The following is a 19,580-nucleotide window of genomic DNA, read 5'->3' as shown; positions in this document are numbered from 1 at the left end:
AAATTCATGAAAAAATTAGCTTTTTTAACAGTACTAGCAATTAGTATTTTATTTACTAGCTGCGATAAGTTTGATGTATCAAACGACAACCCTGATGTTGCTTTAAACATTAGTAAAAACCCAGAATTATTATTAACAAACCTACAAAGAAACTCAGTTCGAAGAGCCGTAAGTGCTGCATGGAGCGAAGGTAATTTAATGGGGCAATATGGTGCAAGAATAGTATTTACTTCTTTCGATTTATTTGATTGGGGAGCACAATCTGGCGAGTGGGACACTTATTACATAGCAATTAGAGATGCTAAAGAACTTGAGAAAATTGCCATTTCAGAAGGTAATTCCAGTTACGAAGGTGTTTCAAAAGTAATGCAAGCATGGATGTTTAGCATCTTAACAGATATGTGGGGCGATGTTCCTTTTAGTGAGGTTAATTTAGCTGGCCAAGGTAATGTAACACCTGCTTACGATACGCAAGAAGATATTTATAACGGCATGTTACAGCTTTTAGACGATGCTAACACCATTTTAGGAAATGCAGAGTTTGCCATAAAGGGCGATTTAATTTTTGATGGCGATTTAAGTAAATGGCAAAAATTTGCTAATTCGTTACGTTTAAGATTGGCTTTGCGTTTAAGCGAAATAAACGAAACTAAAGCAGCTTCAGAAATTGCTACAATTTATAATAACATGTCGCAATACCCTATAATGGAGTCTAACAACGATAATGCAACATTAACTTTTTTAGCATCAAACCCAGATGCGCACCCAGTTACAGAGGAGTCTGTATACAGAGTTGGTTCTTACAACGAGTACAGAATTTCAGAAAACTTTGTAGGACTTCTTAAAGGGTTTAACGACCCAAGATTAGAATTTTTTGCAGATCCTACGGCAAACTCGGTAGAAAATGGCACACCAGAAATTGAAGGTATGCAAAATGGCATTGTTGATGGTCCTGCTTACGAATATAAAGGTGGCGATGCGTTTTTATCAAAATTCAATATGTCGTATTTTTATTTACAGGCTAATGCCAACCAAGCCAGATTAATGCTGCAAGGCGAAGTTAATTTTATTTTAGCAGAAGCAGCACAAAAAGGTTGGATTACTGCAAATGCAGAAACATTATATAACAATGGTATTACTTCTAATTTTCAGTACTGGAATGTAACTATGCCAACCAATTATTTAACTTCGGCAGGTGTAGCTTATAATAACAGTTTAGAAACTATTTTAAACCAAAAGTATATAGCATTGTTTTATACAGACTATCAAGGGTTTATAGAGTTTAAGCGTACAGGGTTTCCAAGTACAATAGCACCTGGGCCAGATGCCTTTTACTCAACATACCCAAGTCGTTTCGAGTACCCAAGTGACGAGCAAGCACTAAATGCAGAAAATTATAACGAAGCAGCAAAACGAATTGGAGGCGATGAAATTACAACTAAAGTTTGGTGGGAAAATTAAAATGAAGCATAATAATAAATTAATAGCAGGCATAATCACAGGGATAGTAATATCCTTGTGGTCTTGTGCTTTTAATGCAGAAAAAGTGTCGCGCTCTCCCAAAGGTATAGAGCACGTAATTGTAATTGGTGTAGATGGTATGAGTCCAGATGGCATTACTAAAGCTAAAACACCAACGCTAGATTCAATGATAGCTAACGGTGCTGCAACTTTACATGCAAGAAGCGTGTTACCTTCAAGCTCTAGCCCAAATTGGGCAAGTATGCTTATGGGGGCAGATACCGAACAACATGGTATAACTTCAAACGGCTGGAAAAAGAACGACCATATTTTACCTTCTGTTGTTGAAACTAATAACGGAACCTTTCCTACTATTTTTACACTTTTTAAAGACCAAGAACCAGAAAGTAACGTTGGTGCTATTTACGATTGGGATGACTTTGGAAGACTATTTGAAAAAAACGAAGTAGGCTTCGATATAAATGGCGATCATGAAGATGGTACAACTAACGATGCTATTACATACATTGAAGCTCATGCGCCAAAGTTTGCTTTTATTCATTTAGATCATGTCGATCATGCAGGGCATAGTATGGGGCATGGTAGTAAAGCGTATTACAAATCTATTGAAAAAGCCGACTCCTTAATTACACAAATAATTGAAGCCACAAAACGCAAGGGTATTTTTAATAAAACCATGTTTATTATAGCGGCCGATCATGGTGGATTAGGATATAGTCATGGCGGCGAAAGTCTAGCCGAGGTTGAGGTGCCATTTATTTTGTACGGTGCCGGAATAAAAAAAGGTTATAAAATTGAAGAAGCGGTATACCAATACGATAATGCTGCTACTGTAGCTTATGCTTTTAACCTTAAAATACCTCAGGCTTGGATTGGTAGACCTGTAAAAGGAGCCTTTTTAGGTAATCCTAAACCAGAATTAATTTATAAACGTGTAAAGCGTACGGTTGCACCAAAAATATTACCAAATGCTGGTTATTTCGAAGCTGCAGGCGGTGTTTTTAAGGCCGATTCTGTTGCTGTAGTTATACAAAATCCCAATAGCAAAGGCGAAATTCGTTATACTTTAGATAACGAAGTGCTAACGCTAGAAAATAGTAAGGTATATAAAGATACCTTTTACGTTAAGCAAACCAGAATAATTAAAGCTGCAGTTTTTAAAAACGACAACATTAAAAGTACCGTAGCTCTGGGCAATTTTAGATTAGCTTCTAAAACCAAGAAGAATCCTGTAAAGTATCAAGTTTTTTATGGTGAAAATATGGAAAAATTACCAGATTTTTCTAAAATAAAACCTGTAAAAACGGGTTACACAACCGAGTTTTCTCATAAAAACGTAATTGTTGATGGTGTAAAAAATGATCAGGTAGCTGTTGTTTACGAAAGTTATTTAGAAATAGATAACACAGGAAAATATACCTTTTTTGTGAATAGTGATGATGGAAGTAAACTTTACATAAATAATCAATTAATAGCAGATAACGATGGCGATCATGGTGTTTTAGAAAAAAACGGGAGTATAAACTTACAGAAAGGAAGACACTTAATAAGAGTAGCGTTTTTTAATGGTGGTGGCGGTTTTCATTTAGATGCTAAATATGAAAGTGAAAATATGCTAAAGCAAATTATTCCTATTAATAAATTATTTGCAACACAAAGCTAAGGTCTATGCTAAAAAACGTTTTAAGTCTTATTTTATTAAGTTTTTTTGGAGGTGTAAATGGGCAAAGTAATAGTTTGCCAAAGTGGGAAATGGGTTATCTAGACATTCATCATATTAATACTGGTCGTGGTAATGCTGCATTTATTGTAATGCCAGATGCTACAACACTATTAGTTGATGCTGGCGATATGTCTGAAACACATTTAAGAACAACATCATCTAGAAATGCAAAATTAGTTCCTAATAATTCTAAAACAGCACCAGCATGGATTGTTAATTATATAAAACAATTTGCACCAAAGCAAAGCAAAAGTTATTTAAATTATGCTTTAATAACACATTATCACGACGATCATTTTGGCGAAACCGATTCTATTCGAACCATGGCTAAAGGTGGTTATCAGTTAACAGGAATTACCGAAGTTGGTACCTTACTGCCTATAAAAAAGTTAATAGATAGAGGGGTTAGTTTTCCTATTAATTTAAAAGATAAAAAAGTTCAGGCCTTACCTAATTTTGTAAACGACCCTTATAGTATGATTTCGACCTTAAAAGCATATTGGAGCTTTATAAACTATCAAACTAAAAACGGATTACAAAACGAAGCTTTAAAAGTGGGCTCTAAAAATCAAATTAAATTAAAAAATACCCCTGAAAAATTCACTAATTTCTCAATAATAAACATCGCTTCAAATGGCGAAATTTGGACAGGAGAAAACGAAGCTACATACCATTTATTTAAAGAAGGTGATTATCCTGGCGAAAATCCATTAAGTAACTGTATTAGGATAGACTATGGTAAGTTTAATTATTTTACAGGTGGCGATATTTCAGGAATTGATGCATTTGGGCAATCTAATTTAAATACTGTAGAGTCTCATGTAGCACCAGTAATTGGTCCTGTAGATGTAGCTACTTTAAATCATCATGGTAACCGAGATTCTCAAAATGCGTATTATGTGCGTACTATTCGTCCACGTGTATGGATTCAGCAAAATTGGACAGCCGATCATCCTGGAGAAGAAGTTTTACGTCGCATAACATCGCAAAATTTATATCCAGGCAAGCGCGACATATTTTCAACCGTAATGTTACAAGGCGCTAAAGATGTTATTGGTAGTAGGCTTAACCAATATAAAAGCCAAGAAGGACATATTGTTGTACGTGTATACAACGCTGGCAAAAATTATAACATTTATATTTTAAACGATAAATCTGAAAACCGCGAAGTTATAGCCCAGTTTGGACCGTACAAATCGCGTTAAATTTAATAACATGAAAAAAATACATATAGCTTTATTTCTTGTAATGTTTGGTCAAGTTATATTATTTGCACAAAACCAAACAGAAATTCTTGTAAAACCTTATTTGCAAGATGCAGAACCTACATCAATAAAAGTACTTTGGGAAACCAATGTTAACCAAACCAGTATTGTAGAGTGGGGGCTTACGCCAAAATTAGGAAAAACATCTAGTGGGTTTTCAACTAAAGTTAATTACGAAAACTCGTTTTTGCACGAAGTAGAGCTTACAGGATTAAAACGTTTTACGGTGTATTATTATCGTGTAAAAACAGGAAAAATAAAATCGGACATTTATCAGTTTAAAACACCTCCATTTGCAAATCAAAAAGAGTCATTTAACCTTATTGCCATGAGCGATATGCAATACGACCATAGGCAACCAGAAAAATTTCAAGAAGTTGTTAACGAAGGTGTAATTAAGTTTTTAGAAAATGAGTTTGAAGGCCATGTACCAGAAAACTTAGCTTTGGTAATGATTCCTGGAGATCTAGTAGAAAATGGAGCGAAGTATTACCAATGGAAAGATCATTTTTTTAAACAATCGGCAAATTTGTTTTCGCAAGTTCCTGTTTATCCTGTTTTAGGAAACCATGAGCGCAATTCTAATTTTTATTTTAAATATTTTACGTTGCCAGAAAACGGATCGCCTGCATACCATGAACATTGGTGGTATAAAGATTACGGAAATACTAGAATTATAGGACTTAATTCAAATAGCGGTTATCGAGATTTAAAAGAACAGTTTAAGTGGTTAAAAGATGTTTTAGAAGACACAGCAAAAAACAACGACATCGATTTTGTTTTTGCACAGTTACACCACCCTCATAAATCGGAATTATGGATTCCAGGAGAAGAAGAACCTAGCGGAAAAGTTGTAAAAATGTTAGAAGCTTTTACCGAAACTTCAGGAAAGCCTAGTTTACACTTTTTTGGTCATACGCATGGGTATTCGAGAGGACAATCTAGAGATCATAAGCACTTATGGGTTAATGTGGCATCTGCCGGAGGTGCTATTGATAATTGGGGAGAGTTTGAAGGTAGAGATTATGATGAGTTTACTGTAACTCAAGACGAGTATGGTTTTGTTATGGTATCTGTCGATCCTAATCCTGCCGATCCTAAATTAACTTTAAAGCGTATTAGTAGAGGCAATATTGAAGATGGCATAAAAAATAATCAAGTTTCAGATAGTATTACAGTTTGGAAATTAACAAAAAAGCCAAATGCTCCAAAAGCTTTGGCACCAATAAACAAAACGGTTAACTATGTTGGACCTACTTTAAAAGCTTCAGAATTTGTTGGTAACAGAGCCGGAGCCTTTCATGCGGCTTCTCATTGGCAAATTTCAACTTCAAAAAGCTTTAATACAGATGAAGATTCTAAAGCTAAAATTATAGATAGATGGAAACAGTTTGAAAACTGGTACTACGATGAAAATCGTCAAAAAAACGACAATTTAACCGATGAGTGGTTTGAGCGTTTAGAACCAAATACCGTTTACTATTGGCGTGTAAGATACAGAGATCAATATTTAAACTGGAGCGATTGGTCTGAAACAAAATCATTCAGTACAAAACCTTAATAATATATGAGTAAGATGTTCTTTTCATCTTATGATTGTTTTTTGTTTAAATTTAGTTAAGTAGAGGCAGCTTTCTGGTTTCAGATAGCTGCTAATACGCTTTTAATTAATGAGAGTACAAAATTTAAAGTTTATTTTACAAGCATCAATCGCTGCTTTTGGTGCTTATTTTTGCATGTATGCTTTTAGAAAGCCTTTTACAGTAGCAACATTTTCTGAGCTAATTTTCTTGGGTGTCGATTATAAAATATGGCTTGTAATTGCGCAGGTTTTAGGTTATACAATTTCAAAGTTTTTAGGTATTAAGTTAATAGCCGAAATGCCAACTGGTAAACGATTTATATATTTATTAAGTTTTATACTTTTTGCAGAGTTAGCACTTTTAGGTTTTGCTTTAGTATCGGCACCATACAATATCATATTCCTGTTTTTAAATGGTTTGCCTTTAGGCATGATTTGGGGTATTGTGTTCTCGTACTTAGAGGGGCGAAAAACTACCGAAATTCTGGGCGTTATTTTATGTTCTAGTTTTATAATTTCATCTGGAGTGGTAAAATCTATAGGTAAGTTAGTTATGGATTTTTGGAATTTCTCAGAGTTTTGGATGCCGTTTGTTACAGGTTTACTTTTTATAATACCGTTAGTGTTGTTTGCATTATTGTTAGAGCGTTTACCCAAACCAACAAAACAAGACGAACAAAAAAAGTCTAAAAGAGCACCACTAAACCAAACCGAACGTATTAAGTTATATAAAGAATTTGCATTGCCATTAACATTAATTATAATTTTTTATGTGTTTTTAACAGGTGTACGCGATTTTAGAGACAATTTTGCTCGCGAAATTTGGGATGCACTAGGTTTTACTAATAGTGTTTCTATTTATTCATTCTCAGAAATTCCAATTGCTATTTCGGTATTGGTAATTATGGTATTTATTGGTTCTATAAACAAAAATTTTATAGCATTTGCATGGTATCATTTGGTGTTGTGTTTAGGAGGTTTACTAATTGGGGTTTCAACTATACTATTTCAAATAGATATTATAAACCCTGTATTGTGGATGATTATTTCTGGCTTTGGTATGTACGTATGTTACATTCCGTTTCAAGGTTTGTTTTTCGATAGAATGATTGCCACTTTTAAAATAAAAGGTAATGTAGGTTTTTTAATTTATATAGCCGATGCCTTTGGTTATTTGGGAAGCGTTATGATTTTACTTTATAAAAATTTTGGAAAAGCTAATATTTCTTATCTCAATTTTTTTACTTATCTCATTTTAATAGTAGCGGTTTTAGCGGTAAGTACATCTATTTTATCCTATGCGTTTTTTAAAAACAAAGAACAAAAAATTTTAATTCAGCAAAATATTTTAATACATGAATAACAAAACATACGATCTTGTAATTATTGGAGCGGGCATTTTAGGAACGTTTCATGCATACCACGCCTTAAAAAAAGGCTTAAAAGTAGCCTTAATAGAAAAAAATGTTAAGCCTCAAGGAGCAACGGTTAGAAATTTTGGGCAAGTTGTTCCTTCTGGAATGAACTTAAAATGGCAAAACATAGGTCGTAAAAGTTTAGAAATTTACAAAGAAATTAGTAATCAAGTTGATATTACGGTAAAGCAAACAGGCAGTATTTACTTGGCATCAAACCAAGAAGAAATTCAGTTAATCGAAGAGTTAGCACAAATTAATAAAACTAACAATTACAAATCACATTTATTAACAGCAACGCAATGTTTAGAAAAGTGTGCAGGTTTAAATAGCAGTTATGTAAAAGGAGGTTTGTTTTTTCCGCAGGAAATGAATGTAGACCCGAGTTTAATGATTCATAGAGTTCGTGAGTTTTTAATAAGTAAGCATCAACTTGAATTTTTCCCAAATACAACTATAACTCATATTGAAGAAGTAAATGAAAATGCAATAGCTTATGCATCAAACGGTGAGTCTTTTTTGGCTTCAAAAATAATTATTTGTAATGGTAGCGATTTTAAAGCCTTGTATCCAGAGGTGTTTAATAAAAGCGATTTAGAAGTTAGTAAACTGCAAATGCTTCGTACAAAACCACAAAAAAATTATGTTTTGCAACCATCGGTTTTAACAGGTTGGACAATTAGGCGGTATGAATCTTTTACCGAATGCCCTTCTTTTAAAGCCATAAAGGCTAAAGAAAATAAAACTGATTTTCATAACCAATATGGTATTCATATACTATTTAAACAGGTTAACGATGGCTCTGTAGTTTTAGGCGATTCTCACGAATATCAAGACGCTATTAATGCCGATTTATTAGGCTTTAACCGAAATGAAGATATTGATGATTTTATGATTTCTGAATCAAAAAAAATAATGAATTTACCAACATATAACATTGAAAGCCGTTGGGTTGGTGTGTATTCGCAATGTAAGAGTAGCGATATTTTTGAATATAAAATAAATAAAAACACTCATATAGTAACAGGAATTGGAGGTAAAGGCATGACTGGAAGCCCAGCATTTTCTGAAATAAGCTTAAATAAAATACTTAATTAATAATTGTAATAATGACAGAAATTAAAATGGTTGTTTTCGATATGGCAGGAACAACAATTAACGAGAAAAATGTAGTATATAAAACCCTTTTTGAAGCCGTTAGTAAACATACAAATGCGGTAAGTTTAAATTTAGTTTTAAAATTAGGCGCAGGCAAAGAGAAGCATCAAGCAATAAAAGATGTTTTAAAATATTTAGAACTTGAAAATGAAATAAATTCTGAAATTGTTTTTAACGAATTTAAGAGTATGTTAGACGAAGCATACCAAAATCTAGATGTAGCGCCTATTGATGGGGTAGAAGATGTATTATTTAGGTTGAAAAAAAATAACATAAAAGTAGTTTTAAATACAGGGTACAACAGTTTAGTTGCAAATAGCTTATTAAATAAAATTAACTGGAAATTAAATACACATTTTGATGCTTTAGTTACAGCAGACGATGTTGTAAACGGTAGGCCAAGTCCAGATATGATTTATAAAGCCATGGAAATTTTTAATATTAATGATGCTAAGCAGGTTTTAAAAGCAGGCGATTCGGCGGTAGATATTGAAGAAGGAAAAAATGCTAATTGTGGTATAACTGTAGGCGTACTATCTGGAGCTCAAACTAGAGCGCAGCTAGAACATGCAAAATGCGATTTTATTTTAAACTCTTTAGCTAGTTTAGATCACGTTTTAAAAACAATATAAGTTTATGAGTGTAAACCAAGGCGAAAACATTAGGAATTTGGGTACTAACATAACCAAATCAGATTTGGCAAACCAAGTATTAAATAGAGATGCAAAAGTGTTTTATCATCAATCATTATCTTCTCCCGTTTTTAATATGGTAAGTAAAGCAGAAGGCGCTTATTTATTTGATGAAAATGGTAAAAAATATCTAGATTTTCATGGTAATGGTGTGCATACTGTGGGCTATAATAACCCTAAAATTTATCAAGCCATTGTTAAGCAATTTGAAGATAAATTATCGTTTTCGCCAAGACGGTTTACTAATCAACCAGCCGTTTTGCTAGCCGAAAAACTAATTGATGTTGCACCCAAAGGTTTAAACAAAGTATTGTTTTGCCCCGGTGGATCTGAAGCCATAGAAATGGCAGTAATGCTAGCTAAACATTATACAGGTAAATGGAAAACCTTATCGTATTATGGTACATTTCATGGTGCAGGATTTCAAGCCGTTTCAATTGGAGCCGACAAACATTTTAAAGATGGTTTAGGGCCTTTGATACCCGGAGCTATTCATTTAGAGTTACCCGATTATTACCGAAATCCATGGGGTTGGACTAACCAACAGCAAATAGACGATGAGTATTTAAGGCAATTAAAGCTACAAATTAAAAATAATACTGGTATAGCTGCACTAATAACCGAACCTATATTTTACAATTCTACTGTACCAACTAAATACTACTGGCAAAATGTTAAAAATATTTGTAAACAAAACAATATACTTTTAATTTTTGATGAAATTTATACAGCATTTGGCCGAACCGGAAAAATGTTTGCAAGCCAGCATTTTGTTACACCAGATATTTTGGTAATAGGTAAGGGCTTTGGTGGAGGTGTTTTACCATTTGCAGGTATTATTGGTAAAGAAGACTTAGATGTTATTTCGCATAAATCAATTGGGCATTATACACATGAAAAGAACCCTTTATGCGCATCGGTATCAAAGGCAGTAATAGATTTTGTAGAAGAAGAACATTTAGTTGAAAAAACCAGAACATTAGGGGCGTATTTTAAAACACAATTAGAAGGTTTTAAAGCGGAGTTTGAATGTGTAGGAAACATAACGGGTTTAGGTTTAAATTTAGGGGTAGATATTGTAAAAAATAAAATAACTAAAGAGCGAGATGTTGAAGCTGCTCATCAAATTATGAATTTTTGTTTACAGCGTGGTATTTCGTTTAAGTTAATTCAAGGCAATATTCTTAACTTAAAACCAGCTTTAATAATTACTAAAGCAGAAATAGATTATACTTTAAAAACCTTAAAAGAAGCAATTTGTAGTGTAAAATGTTGATTTCTTATGAGTTTTCAGAAAAAAAGTAAAGTACAAGCATGGTGCAATCGGCATCCGATTCATTCATTGGCACATGAGGTAATCGTCCATTAAAGTATAATGAATCTCCTTTGTTTACTTCAATTTTTTCGTTATCAATAATATAAGTGCATTTTCCAGAAAGTATATATTTAAATTCCCAAGCATCAGTAACAACTTTTTCTCTTTTCGAGTTTGGCGATACAGTAAGAATAACAGCTTCAAAACCAACAGCATTTAAGCTTTTACCAAATATTTGAAAGTAGGTAAAACCTTTGGCTTCAATTTCTTTTTCTAAAAATTGTTTTTCATTATCTTTTATATGTATGTATTTGGCTCCTGTTTTTTTCTCGACACCTTCAAAAAAATTACTAGCATCAACATTTAAAGCACTAATAAGTTCTAATAAAACAGGTAAAGAAGGTATGGTTCTGCCATTTTCAATTCTTGATATTAAACCATTGCTTACACCAGCATTGTTAGCTAAATTACTAATGGTAATACCGTTTTTTTTTCTTATGGATTTTATACGTTTACCAATACCAATTAAAAAGTCATCCATTTTTTAATGTAGTTTCTACAATAATAAGTAAATATTTTCTTTCTAATTAAAATTATAGCTATTTGTTAGTTTTATTTTAACTTTTGTTTTTAGGTTACGGACATATATGAGTTTTTATCATATAATTTGTAATTTCTTTAAGCGTTTTTCCTGTTTGTGGGTGTTTACCAATAGAGGAAAAGTATTCTAAACTTCCATTTTTGTTTTTTCCATACCAAAGGTTTGCTTTACCAGAATCTTCAAAGAATTTATATTGGCAATTAGGAATTATTTTGCCAAAATTTAGAATTCTATCTTCATTATAAATTTTTAGTTGCCCAATATTGTATTTTTTGGTGTCAAAATCTGTTTCCACATAATTATTTCCATTCCATACCATCCAACGTTGCGAATTAATGTTTTTATAAAAAAAGTATATTCCAATACTAATTACTGCAATAATTATTAAAGGTGTTTTATATTTTAGAAAGAAATTCAGTTTAATATTATTGTTTTGTTTAGTTAGCGAGTTGTTTTCTTTTTCAAAATCTTCATAGTTATCAAATCCAATATATTTTAATAATCCCAAAACCACTTTCTGTTGGTTTATGTTTATATCATTATCTGTGTTTTTTAATTCAACAGCTTTTTGCCTGTATATTCTAAAACTTTTTTCTCCAAGCAAGAACCCTGTTTCTTTTAATATAAATTCAGAAATATCTTCAGACTTATTAATAAGTGAAGGTTTTTTGTCTCCTTGTTTTTTTCTTAATAAATCTGCTTTTTCAAAAGCTTTTAAAATGATGTTTTTATGCATTGGTTAGTAATGTATTATATTTTAAAAGTAAGTAATTTTTAGGGAATTATTAGGAAAAAAACAACCTAAAAAATTCCCGTAAGCTTCCATTGTATTTCCTAAAATAGCAGATAAATACGGTTTCATTTGTATTAGAAATAAATAAATCCATAACTAAAATTGGACATTATTTATTTTAAAATAAGAGGAACTTAATAGTGTTATGAAATACCTGGAAAGTCATTTTATTTCTCTAATAAGTTCTCTCGACTTTCCATAAGAGAGACGTCTCTTCATTTAAGCTGTTTAGCTAATAATTTTTAATACCCGAAAATTTCGGGCAGTCAATCTATTGTCAAATTTTAAGCATTATAAAAATGAAAAAATTAAATATATTATTATTTACATTATTAATACATGTTGTGTTTTTTTCCTGTACGCCTCAAGCAAGTATAACAGAAGAGTCTAATAATCAGTCGTCAGAACAAGATTGTTGCGGCGATGATAGTCCTATTCCGCCACCACCACCTACAGACGATTAATTTTAATTTGTAACTAAAAATAAGTTGTTATTTTTGAGGAATGAAAGTAAATAAAACTTCATTCCTTTTTTTTTGGTTTGTTTCTATTAATGTTTACTGTGTTTTAAACCATAATTTACTATCGCAAACTAATAATGATAGTACGTTATTTTATTATAAAACGATTACTGAATTAAAAGATGTAAATTATATAGGAAAATCTTTTGAGTTTTTTAAAAAGAAGGCCGATTATTCTTTATCTATACAAGATTCAATTAAATCGGCATATTATTTAGAACTTATAGCTTTGGGGCAGTTTAAAATGGGGTTTCCTTATGAGAGTGAAGCTACAAGTATTAATGCTTTACAGTTACTAGATAAGGTTTTAGATAAAACAAAAACAAGCACAGCTAAGCAAAGGTTATCTAACCATTTGGGTATGGTGTATAGAAGGCTAGAAGATTATAATAATGCAATAAGATATTACAATCAAGCTTTAGCATTAAATAACAATTTTAAAGACAAGCTAGCTATAATTACAAATATAGCAAATACCTATGCAGACCAAGAACTATATAGCGATGCCGTAAATGTATTATTAAAATACTATGATAAATCATCTCAGTTAAATAATTCAGAAATCAAAGCAACTTATTTAGATAATTTTGGGTATTTCAACTCAAAATTAAAAAATAATTTAGCCTTATTAAATATGGAAAAAGCTTTAAGTTTAAGATTAAAGCTACAAGATTTAACAGGCTTGTTTTCTAGTTACAGGCATTTAGCTATGTATTACTTAGAGAAACCAAATACAAGTAAAGCGCAATATTATATTAATAAATTACTAGAAGTGTCTAGTAAAATACAGTCGCCAACTTACCAACTAGAAGCTATAGAGTTAAGTTTAAAACTTGAGGGTAATTCTAGTATAAAAAAATACATAACACTTAACAAACACTTAGCAAGTAAAAAACAATTAAGAGAAAATAAGTTTGGTGCAGTTAAATACGATGTTGCTAAAAAAGAAGCATTATTAAAAGTAAACGAGCAAGAATTATTATATAGCCAGCTAGAAAACGAAAAACAAAAAAGCTTTAAAATATTTTATTTAAGTCTTGCTATTATAGTATTTATTCTTGCAGTATTTGTATACTTTTTATTGCGGGCACAACACAGAAAAAATAAAATTAAAGAGGTGTATATTACCGAAAAAAGAATTAGCAAAAAAATACACGACGAAGTAGCTAATGATGTTTATCAAATAATGACTAAACTTCAATATAATAAAACCCATAAAAAAGAACAACTACTTGACGATTTAGAGATTGTTTATAATAAAACTAGAGACATATCAAAAGAAAGCGGAACCATAGATTTAGTAACAGACTATAAAATTGTATTAAACGATTTACTTTTAAACTATAAAACCAATAATTTAACCATTATTACTAAAGGATTGAAAGATGTTAATTGGCAAAACATTTCAAAATTAAAACGTACCACCATATATAGAGTATTACAAGAGGTTATGACAAATATGAAAAAGCATAGCCAAGCCAATTTGGTGTCCATAATTTTTAAACAAAATGGTAAGGTTTTAGAAATAAGTTATATAGACAATGGAGTTGGAGCCAATTTAAAGAGCTTAAGTGGACTTAAAAATGTGGAATCCCGTATTCATGCTTTAAAAGGAACAGTTATTTTTGATTCTAAAATAGGAGAAGGTTTTAAAATTAAAGTACAAATATAATGATGTTTAAAAAAGTTTTAATTGCAGACGATTTAGGTAGTATTAATCAAGGTGTGTCTTCAATACTAAATAGTTTAGACATTTTAAATATAGAAAAAGTACAATATTGCGATGATGCTTATTTAAAAGTAAAAAGAGCAATTCTAGATAAAGCACCATTCGATTTATTAATTACCGATTTATCGTTTCAAGCAGATCACAGAGAACAAACATTACATTCTGGAATAGATTTAATAACAGTTTTAAAAAAAGAGCACCCAGAACTAAAAATAATTGTGTATTCTGTAGATGATAGACTCCAACTAATTCGTGGGTTAATAAAGTTAAATATTAACGCATTTGTATGTAAAGGTCGTAAAGGTTTAAACGAATTAACAGAAGCAATAAAAGCGGTTTATTCTGGTAATACATATTTTTCATCAAAAATAGCTCAGGCTTTTAATAGCAAAACAGATTTAGAGATTAATAGTTACGATATTAAGTTGCTTCAATATGTATCAAAAGGATTATCTCAAGAAGAAATAAGCATAATTTTTAAAAATAAAGGTATATCGCCTAGTAGTTTAAGTTCTATTGAAAAAAGATTAAATAAATTAAAAATTCAATTAAACTCTAAAAATACAATACACTTAATTTCTACATCAAAAGATTTAGGATTAATATAAAAAAAAGCGTTTTCAGGAAAACCGTAAAACATCACACTTAAATCGTATTATATTTGATTACTATTAATAATTTTTCTTAGGGAGAAAATGTATTATAACTTGATAATACTATTAATAAAGTTTTTTAGTAATTGTATTATCGCAAATTAGTTAAGCGCTTACGGTAACCCGTAAGCGTTTTTGTTTTCGTCCATATACATTTACATATTATATCAATTAACTTAATTAAATAAACATGAAAAAAACATTACTTTTTTTATTTATTCTAAGCATTTTAATACCTAAACAAACTATGGCGCAAAAAGATGGCGCAGCAGTAGCGGCAGTAGCAGGCGGGCTTTTAGCCATTGGAGCAGGTATTGCCGCGGTAGAGCAAATGAAGGAACGCGCAGAGCTAACAGCTACACAATGGGTATTATCTAACCAACCCAATATGAATAACTTCTCTTTAAAAACCTTAGCTTTTGATGGTAAAAAGCTAAAAGACATGTCGTCGGCATCAGTTATAACGTTTAAAATACAAGAATTTACACCTCAAAGCAATCCAGAGTTAGATGGTAAAAAGCAAGTGTTATTTGGTTTTACAAGTCAAGGCTGGATTAACGAGTATGGTATTAATTTCGATAAAGTAAAATGGTATCTTATTGATGCCCAAGAGTGGATGAATATGATGATAGCTTATGTAAAAGTATCATCGGGCGAGAAAGACGAAACAGCTCTAAACAAAACCTTATTAAAAGGAAAATTAGTAAATAAAGGAGTTAAAGTAAAAAGCAAACTTGTTATCCCTTTTTTTAAATTAAATGGCGATATGTATGTAGTTACCGATTATTCTTCAGAAATGAAATTGCTTTATAACGAAAGATCTTTAGGGATATTTTTAAAAGAAACCAGAGATTTGGTACAAATTGGGAGAGGCGATATTATTGATATTCATGAGTACTTTTTTGATGAAGATTAGTAACTAATAAGTTTAAATAAATAATCTCTTTACGGATTTCCGTAAGGAGATTGTTTATTATGTATTTAGGTTTGAAACATTAAACTAAAAATTCATGTGGCATAGAATTATACAAATATCAGATTGGTTTGGAGAAATGTCAGAACGATATAGACTCATTAAAGATTTTAATAGAGCAGCAAAAATGGCATTTGTTAAAGGTGAAGCCCCAACACTATTAGTCGCTAAAATTACTAGAGGCGAAAGTACATATAGACATGAGTTTTCTAAGTGGATGAGTGGTGGTTTTAGAATAAAAGCACTAACAGGGCATGCCTTAGATAAAAGCGAACTAATAGAAATAGGCCGCGTGGTATTAGGTAATGAAGTTTTAGTAAGAAAAATGATAGCGCTAGGTTGGGATACTCTCGAGGTACATGCCAACACAGGCTATAACGGAGCCAAATGGCCATTAAAGAAGTTTGCTAATATAGGAGGATTTTTAAGTTAAATACTATGATGTTTTTTTTACATAAAATACAAGTTGCTTTGCCTTTCATGGAAAATGAAATGACTAAACAAGCAATAGAAAATAACAATACTTATTTCACATCCTTTTGGTTTTGGGTGGCTCTATTAGAACTTTTAATAATAGGTTTTTTAATTTTTAAATATAAGGGCAAACAAAATAGAATAGACAGCAAAAATTTTTCAAAAGATAAATTTAAAGAAGCACAAGCGGCTAAAATAGATATGGATAACTTAGTAGGAAGCATAAACGGATCTAAAAAAATATATAAGGAGTTAAGTAAAGTATGCCACCCAGATAGATTTGTAAATACCGATAAACAACCTATAGCCGAAACTATTTTTCAAGATATAACAAAGCATAGGCGAGACCTAGAAAAGTTAATAGAATTAAAATACGAAGCCCAAACTAAACTAGGTGTAAAATTTAAAAACTAAAACTATGGACGAAGCATTTGTTGCAATAGCACAAATTGTACTTAGAGTTGTAGGCGTATTAGTATGTGTAAACAAGGCGAAAGCGTTAAATCGTAGTCAAAGTGGTTGGGGCTTTTTTGGTTTTGTAATGCCGGTTATAGCTATTATTTGGATACATTGCCTAAAACCTGTAACGAATTGGGAAAACAATTAAAAAATAAGTCTAGTTATGGTAAACGACTATATTTACTACAATGCAAAACTTATATAGTGTGTTTATAAAAAAAGTTTTGTATTGTCTTTTCCTGTTTTCTTATTTAATTGCAAACGCTCAAAAAGTAAAAAAAGAAAACCATATAATTAGCGGTAAAGTAACAGCCATTACAGATGGCGATACATTTAAACTTCTAACCAAAGATTCAATATTAATTAAGGTTAGGTTAGCTAATATAGATGCGCCAGAGCGTAAACAACCTTTTTCTAAAAAAGCAAAACAATTTGTATCTCAGGCTATTTTTAGAAAGCATATTAATATATACGTATTAAAAAAAGATAGATACGGGCGTTATATAGCCAATGTTATGTATAACGATTCGTTAAACCTTAATTTTCAGTTAGTTAAAAACGGGTTGGCATGGCATTATACTAAGTATTCAACCAACCAAAAATTACAAGACATAGAAAATTTAGCCAAAAAGAAAAAAAAAGGGTTATGGGTAAATTCTAAATCTATTTCGCCTTGGCAATGGAGAGCAAATAAAAAAGAAGCTAACAGATTAAAAAAACTAACAAAAAGTAAGTAAATATAAATGAAATCCTTAAAAATTTTACTTCTATTTTTTAGTTTAGCTATTGCAAACAACGCATGGGCGCAAAAAGTTTACACCACAAAAACAGGCGAAAAATACCATAAAAACAACTGCCGTTATTTAAAATACTCAAAAAAAGCATATACTTTACAAAAAGCAATACAATTGGGGTTTGCAGCATGTTCGGTTTGTAAGCCAACAGAAACTAGCGTAAAGCAATCGGTTAAAAACCAATCTGTATCACCACAAAGTAATAGTTATGCGCCTAAAAAAGCAGTATATGCAAAACAATGCATAGGCAAAACCCAATCAGGAAAACGTTGTAAGCGCAAAACTAAAAATGTAAACCAAAAGTGTTATCTGCATTAAAAATATTATTAGAAATTTTTGTAATCCTAAAACCTTTTAAAATGATTAATTTAGAACGTATGATAAATTATAGAAGGCTTAAAAATATAAGTAAATTATCAGCATTATGCTTAGCGTGTTGTATTTATACAGCGGCAAATAGCCAAGCACTTCATTTGTATGGTGGTAATAATCATAAAGAGTATTTGGGCTGCCTAACCTGTAGTAATTACGATTCTAATTCCATTTGGAACGCCTACGGAACCTACGGAAACAACTATAATTCTAAATCTATTTGGAATGAATATGGTACTTTCGGAAACGAATATAACGCCCAATCACCCTGGAATGAATACGCAAACAATCCGCCTGTGGTGGTCGATAAAAACGGTAATTTTTACGGCTATTTTACTATAAACGAATATAAAAGTAAAAGAGCAGACTTTAAATTGGCACTACTAGTTTATAAATACCACAAACAAATTCGCGAAGATGTTTCTGTATGGTATAGCGAAATTTTTAAATAACGTTTTAATTATCTCTTAAAATAAATGTTATGGTTTGGTAGCTTTTTCTTTGCTCAAAACTTTCAAATTAGCATTTTCATGCTGTAAAATACAATAGCAACTATAAGCTCATCAAAAAAAGCAATAACATGTAATGATGTTGTTAAATGTTTTAATAGCTATAAATTTATTAAGATAAGAATTTTAAGATTTGTTGTTAAGTCTAATTACCATGATACGACAGGACAGAAATAAGTTAGATTTAAAATAAATTTGACATTACAAATCCATATCAAATAATTTAGATTCAATGAGCAAAACAATTGTATTAACTGGAGCAGGTGGTGTAATTTGTAGTGCATTAGCAAAAGCACTAGCAAAAGAGGGGCACAAAATAGCAGTATTAGATTTAAGAAAAGAAGCAGCTGATAAAGTTGCTAATGAAATAAATGAAGCAGGAGGAACGGCAATTGGTTTAGCAGCCAATGTTTTAGAAAAAGAATCCTTAGACTCAGCAAAAGAGGTTATAAATAAGCAATTAGGTAAATGCGATATTTTAGTAAATGGAGCAGGAGGAAATCATCCTTTAGGGACAACAAGTAATTCGTATTTAGAAGCTTTAGATTTAGTAAATAAAACGGATGGATTTAAAACATTTTTTGATTTAGATATTAATGGCATTCAATTTACATTTAATTTAAATTTTATAGGAACTTTATTGCCAACTCAAGTTTTTGCAAAGGATATGGTAAATAGAGAAGGTTGTTCTATTCTAAATATTTCATCTATGAATGCGTTTACACCTTTAACAAAAATTCCAGCTTATAGTGGTGCAAAAGCTGCTGTATCTAATTTTACACAATGGTTGGCAGTGCACTTTTCAAAGGTAGGAATTCGAGTAAATGCATTGGCACCAGGGTTTTTCTTAACCGACCAAAATAGAAGTTTACTAACAGAAGCCGATGGTAGTTTAACACCAAGAGGTAATCAAATTATAGAACAAACCCCAATGGGTAAATTTGGAAAACCAGAAGATTTAGTAGGAACAACATTATGGCTATGTAGCGAAGGTGCATCTTTTGTAACCGGTATTGTTGTGCCAATCGATGGAGGATTTAGTGCATATAGCGGCGTTTAAAAATAATTAA

The 19,580-nt window shown here is 31.3% G+C and carries 21 protein-coding genes; 19 read left to right on the top strand and 2 right to left on the bottom strand.

Annotation, left to right across the window (positions count from 1 at the left end; all coding sequences use genetic code 11):
- Positions 1 to 6 precede the first annotated feature (6 nt).
- The 8 genes from ACNG5D_RS09960 (at position 7) to pbfA (ending at position 10,593) form a co-directional block, all read left to right on the top strand.
- Positions 7 to 1,461, top strand: coding sequence for a SusD/RagB family nutrient-binding outer membrane lipoprotein (locus ACNG5D_RS09960; protein WP_418183368.1), 1,455 nt, complete (start codon positions 7 to 9; stop codon positions 1,459 to 1,461).
- Positions 1,427 to 3,145: an alkaline phosphatase family protein gene (locus ACNG5D_RS09955; protein WP_418183367.1), complete on the top strand. Its 1,719-nt coding sequence runs from the start codon at positions 1,427 to 1,429 to the stop codon at positions 3,143 to 3,145. Before ACNG5D_RS09960 ends, ACNG5D_RS09955 begins: the two co-directional genes overlap by 35 nt.
- Before the next feature lie 5 nt (positions 3,146 to 3,150).
- The gene (locus ACNG5D_RS09950) at positions 3,151 to 4,410 is read left to right on the top strand and encodes a ComEC/Rec2 family competence protein (protein WP_418183366.1); all 1,260 of its coding nucleotides are present in this window, start codon (positions 3,151 to 3,153) and stop codon (positions 4,408 to 4,410) included.
- A 10-nt stretch (positions 4,411 to 4,420) separates the two neighbouring features.
- Entirely contained in the window at positions 4,421 to 6,031 is a 1,611-nt protein-coding gene (locus ACNG5D_RS09945; RefSeq protein WP_418183365.1) for a purple acid phosphatase family protein, read from the top strand.
- Positions 6,032 to 6,140: 109 nt separating this feature from the next.
- Entirely contained in the window at positions 6,141 to 7,415 is a 1,275-nt protein-coding gene (locus ACNG5D_RS09940) for a DUF5690 family protein (protein WP_418183364.1), read from the top strand.
- Positions 7,408 to 8,565 (top strand): TIGR03364 family FAD-dependent oxidoreductase, encoded by a 1,158-nt coding sequence (locus ACNG5D_RS09935; RefSeq protein WP_418183363.1) that lies wholly within the window; start codon positions 7,408 to 7,410, stop codon positions 8,563 to 8,565. Before ACNG5D_RS09940 ends, ACNG5D_RS09935 begins: the two co-directional genes overlap by 8 nt.
- Before the next feature lie 11 nt (positions 8,566 to 8,576).
- A complete protein-coding gene (locus ACNG5D_RS09930) occupies positions 8,577 to 9,257 on the top strand; it encodes a phosphonatase-like hydrolase (RefSeq protein ID WP_418183362.1) in 681 nt (226 codons plus the stop codon).
- A gap of 4 nt (positions 9,258 to 9,261) precedes the next feature.
- Positions 9,262 to 10,593 carry a (R)-1-hydroxy-2-aminoethylphosphonate ammonia-lyase gene (pbfA, locus tag ACNG5D_RS09925; RefSeq protein WP_418183361.1) on the top strand — a complete coding sequence of 444 codons (1,332 nt, stop codon included), beginning with the start codon at positions 9,262 to 9,264 and terminating at the stop codon, positions 10,591 to 10,593.
- A gap of 4 nt (positions 10,594 to 10,597) precedes the next feature.
- Here pbfA and ACNG5D_RS09920 read toward each other — a convergent pair whose 3' ends face one another.
- Both ACNG5D_RS09920 and ACNG5D_RS09915 read right to left on the bottom strand, forming a co-directional pair.
- Positions 10,598 to 11,173, bottom strand: a complete 576-nt coding sequence (locus ACNG5D_RS09920) for a helix-turn-helix domain-containing protein (RefSeq protein WP_418183360.1) — start codon at positions 11,171 to 11,173, stop codon at positions 10,598 to 10,600.
- Positions 11,174 to 11,267: 94 nt separating this feature from the next.
- Entirely contained in the window at positions 11,268 to 11,969 is a 702-nt protein-coding gene (locus ACNG5D_RS09915; protein WP_418183359.1) for a hypothetical protein, read from the bottom strand.
- 356 nt (positions 11,970 to 12,325) lie between these two features.
- On the opposite strand from ACNG5D_RS09915, the gene ACNG5D_RS09910 reads away from it, so the two are divergent.
- The 11 genes from ACNG5D_RS09910 to ACNG5D_RS09860 all read left to right on the top strand — a co-directional run bounded on the left by ACNG5D_RS09910 (position 12,326) and on the right by ACNG5D_RS09860 (position 19,570).
- Positions 12,326 to 12,490 carry a hypothetical protein gene (locus ACNG5D_RS09910; RefSeq protein ID WP_418183358.1) on the top strand — a complete coding sequence of 55 codons (165 nt, stop codon included), beginning with the start codon at positions 12,326 to 12,328 and terminating at the stop codon, positions 12,488 to 12,490.
- 40 nt (positions 12,491 to 12,530) lie between these two features.
- Positions 12,531 to 14,219, top strand: coding sequence for a tetratricopeptide repeat-containing sensor histidine kinase (locus tag ACNG5D_RS09905; RefSeq protein ID WP_418183357.1), 1,689 nt, complete (start codon positions 12,531 to 12,533; stop codon positions 14,217 to 14,219).
- A complete protein-coding gene (locus ACNG5D_RS09900) occupies positions 14,219 to 14,884 on the top strand; it encodes a response regulator (protein ID WP_418183356.1) in 666 nt (221 codons plus the stop codon). Before ACNG5D_RS09905 ends, ACNG5D_RS09900 begins: the two co-directional genes overlap by 1 nt.
- Positions 14,885 to 15,119: 235 nt before the next feature.
- Positions 15,120 to 15,845, top strand: coding sequence for a hypothetical protein (locus ACNG5D_RS09895; protein ID WP_418183355.1), 726 nt, complete (start codon positions 15,120 to 15,122; stop codon positions 15,843 to 15,845).
- A 94-nt stretch (positions 15,846 to 15,939) separates the two neighbouring features.
- The gene (locus tag ACNG5D_RS09890) at positions 15,940 to 16,335 is read left to right on the top strand and encodes a hypothetical protein (protein WP_418183354.1); all 396 of its coding nucleotides are present in this window, start codon (positions 15,940 to 15,942) and stop codon (positions 16,333 to 16,335) included.
- A gap of 5 nt (positions 16,336 to 16,340) precedes the next feature.
- Positions 16,341 to 16,790 carry a J domain-containing protein gene (locus ACNG5D_RS09885; protein WP_418183353.1) on the top strand — a complete coding sequence of 150 codons (450 nt, stop codon included), beginning with the start codon at positions 16,341 to 16,343 and terminating at the stop codon, positions 16,788 to 16,790.
- Positions 16,791 to 16,794: 4 nt separating this feature from the next.
- The gene (locus ACNG5D_RS09880) at positions 16,795 to 16,983 is read left to right on the top strand and encodes a hypothetical protein (RefSeq protein ID WP_418183352.1); all 189 of its coding nucleotides are present in this window, start codon (positions 16,795 to 16,797) and stop codon (positions 16,981 to 16,983) included.
- Between the two features lie 58 nt (positions 16,984 to 17,041).
- Positions 17,042 to 17,572: a thermonuclease family protein gene (locus ACNG5D_RS09875; RefSeq protein WP_418183351.1), complete on the top strand. Its 531-nt coding sequence runs from the start codon at positions 17,042 to 17,044 to the stop codon at positions 17,570 to 17,572.
- 6 nt (positions 17,573 to 17,578) lie between these two features.
- Positions 17,579 to 17,947, top strand: a complete 369-nt coding sequence (locus tag ACNG5D_RS09870) for a hypothetical protein (RefSeq protein WP_418183350.1) — start codon at positions 17,579 to 17,581, stop codon at positions 17,945 to 17,947.
- Positions 17,948 to 17,988: 41 nt separating this feature from the next.
- On the top strand, positions 17,989 to 18,453 hold the full coding sequence (locus ACNG5D_RS09865) for a hypothetical protein (protein ID WP_418183349.1): 465 nt from the start codon (positions 17,989 to 17,991) through the stop codon (positions 18,451 to 18,453).
- Between the two features lie 289 nt (positions 18,454 to 18,742).
- A complete protein-coding gene (locus ACNG5D_RS09860; protein ID WP_418183348.1) occupies positions 18,743 to 19,570 on the top strand; it encodes an SDR family oxidoreductase in 828 nt (275 codons plus the stop codon).
- The last annotated feature ends 10 nt before the right edge of the window (positions 19,571 to 19,580 follow it).

Source organism: Algibacter ulvanivorans (assembly GCF_048381495.1).
GTDB lineage: Bacteria > Bacteroidota > Bacteroidia > Flavobacteriales > Flavobacteriaceae > Algibacter_B > Algibacter_B ulvanivorans.
The sequence above is the reverse complement of the archived record's forward strand: the minus strand, read 5'-3'. Positions and strand labels throughout refer to the sequence as shown.

What these genes read in the sequence shown, in the direction of transcription:
- ACNG5D_RS09960 (WP_418183368.1), top strand. Translation starts at nt 7, where the DNA reads ATGAAAAAATTAGCTTTTTTAACAGTACTAGCAATTAGTATTTTATTT.
- ACNG5D_RS09955 (WP_418183367.1), top strand. Translation starts at nt 1,427, where the DNA reads ATGAAATTACAACTAAAGTTTGGTGGGAAAATTAAAATGAAGCATAAT.
- ACNG5D_RS09950 (WP_418183366.1), top strand. Translation starts at nt 3,151, where the DNA reads ATGCTAAAAAACGTTTTAAGTCTTATTTTATTAAGTTTTTTTGGAGGT.
- ACNG5D_RS09945 (WP_418183365.1), top strand. Translation starts at nt 4,421, where the DNA reads ATGAAAAAAATACATATAGCTTTATTTCTTGTAATGTTTGGTCAAGTT.
- ACNG5D_RS09940 (WP_418183364.1), top strand. Translation starts at nt 6,141, where the DNA reads ATGAGAGTACAAAATTTAAAGTTTATTTTACAAGCATCAATCGCTGCT.
- ACNG5D_RS09935 (WP_418183363.1), top strand. Translation starts at nt 7,408, where the DNA reads ATGAATAACAAAACATACGATCTTGTAATTATTGGAGCGGGCATTTTA.
- ACNG5D_RS09930 (WP_418183362.1), top strand. Translation starts at nt 8,577, where the DNA reads ATGACAGAAATTAAAATGGTTGTTTTCGATATGGCAGGAACAACAATT.
- pbfA (WP_418183361.1), top strand. Translation starts at nt 9,262, where the DNA reads ATGAGTGTAAACCAAGGCGAAAACATTAGGAATTTGGGTACTAACATA.
- ACNG5D_RS09920 (WP_418183360.1), bottom strand. Translation starts at nt 11,173, where the DNA reads ATGGATGACTTTTTAATTGGTATTGGTAAACGTATAAAATCCATAAGA.
- ACNG5D_RS09915 (WP_418183359.1), bottom strand. Translation starts at nt 11,969, where the DNA reads ATGCATAAAAACATCATTTTAAAAGCTTTTGAAAAAGCAGATTTATTA.
- ACNG5D_RS09910 (WP_418183358.1), top strand. Translation starts at nt 12,326, where the DNA reads ATGAAAAAATTAAATATATTATTATTTACATTATTAATACATGTTGTG.
- ACNG5D_RS09905 (WP_418183357.1), top strand. Translation starts at nt 12,531, where the DNA reads ATGAAAGTAAATAAAACTTCATTCCTTTTTTTTTGGTTTGTTTCTATT.
- ACNG5D_RS09900 (WP_418183356.1), top strand. Translation starts at nt 14,219, where the DNA reads ATGATGTTTAAAAAAGTTTTAATTGCAGACGATTTAGGTAGTATTAAT.
- ACNG5D_RS09895 (WP_418183355.1), top strand. Translation starts at nt 15,120, where the DNA reads ATGAAAAAAACATTACTTTTTTTATTTATTCTAAGCATTTTAATACCT.
- ACNG5D_RS09890 (WP_418183354.1), top strand. Translation starts at nt 15,940, where the DNA reads ATGTGGCATAGAATTATACAAATATCAGATTGGTTTGGAGAAATGTCA.
- ACNG5D_RS09885 (WP_418183353.1), top strand. Translation starts at nt 16,341, where the DNA reads ATGATGTTTTTTTTACATAAAATACAAGTTGCTTTGCCTTTCATGGAA.
- ACNG5D_RS09880 (WP_418183352.1), top strand. Translation starts at nt 16,795, where the DNA reads ATGGACGAAGCATTTGTTGCAATAGCACAAATTGTACTTAGAGTTGTA.
- ACNG5D_RS09870 (WP_418183350.1), top strand. Translation starts at nt 17,579, where the DNA reads ATGAAATCCTTAAAAATTTTACTTCTATTTTTTAGTTTAGCTATTGCA.
- ACNG5D_RS09865 (WP_418183349.1), top strand. Translation starts at nt 17,989, where the DNA reads ATGATTAATTTAGAACGTATGATAAATTATAGAAGGCTTAAAAATATA.
- ACNG5D_RS09860 (WP_418183348.1), top strand. Translation starts at nt 18,743, where the DNA reads ATGAGCAAAACAATTGTATTAACTGGAGCAGGTGGTGTAATTTGTAGT.